The 755-nt window shown below is 38.9% G+C and carries 1 protein-coding gene; it reads right to left on the bottom strand.

Features of this window, described 5'->3' with window-relative positions; translation table 11 throughout:
* The coding region (locus IE178_RS37135; protein ID WP_193515080.1) for a hypothetical protein at nt 1–755 on the bottom strand (755 nt) is incomplete at both ends.

The raw sequence follows: 755 nt of genomic DNA, 5'->3' as shown, positions 1-755 counted from the left end.
TCTTTTTGGTAACTTAAGGAAGTTGGCCGCAAGCAAATGATCAAAAATGTCATCTGCTTTTGTTAAATCGAAAGAATACTTTCTGTGAAAGTCTTTCTTTTTAAACTGCTGGTCGATGGTTGTATCCTTATGAATTAATGCTTCACAGATTACAGGTTCTTTGCCCACAATCTCTGCTGCATCGATCTCATAATTGGGATCTCTATAATATGTCTTATATGAGGCATTATTTCGATCTTGTTCCTCCTCTAGTAATGCTTCATATCGAGACACCTTATAGGTTAATTCGACCAAATCCCTGAATTCAGTTGAGTCAAACTTCTTTCGAAGCCTGAACTCTAAACCATTTTGAGCCAATCTTACAAATTCTGGCTCTGGAAGGATGACTCTACATTTATTTCGAGCCCTTTTAAATCTGGCAATAAACTGAGTAGCCTTTTCTTCAGGCCTTTGACTCAATCTTGCCAAGTCTGCCATGGACACCTCTGGCTCCGATTGGAAGAATTGGGCATGAAATGCCTCTTCCATTTGTTGCCAAGTTTGAATGGAGCCAGGTGTAAGGTTGATATACCATACAAATGCTCCCCCAGTTAGAGAATTTGGAAATAATCTTAGTTTCATGTAGTCATGATTACTAAATTCACCGCATTGAGCAGCAAATCTAGCAATATGCTCTATTGTTGATTGATTTCCAGTTCCATAGAAGAGGGTGAAATCTGGTATTCTGAACCCTCTTGGGTATTCGTGTACCCTAT

It is taken from the genome of Streptomyces griseoloalbus (assembly GCA_014650015.1).
Taxonomy (GTDB): Bacteria; Actinomycetota; Actinomycetes; order Streptomycetales; family Streptomycetaceae; genus Streptomyces; species Streptomyces griseoloalbus.
This window is presented reverse-complemented; position numbering and strand designations above follow the sequence as displayed.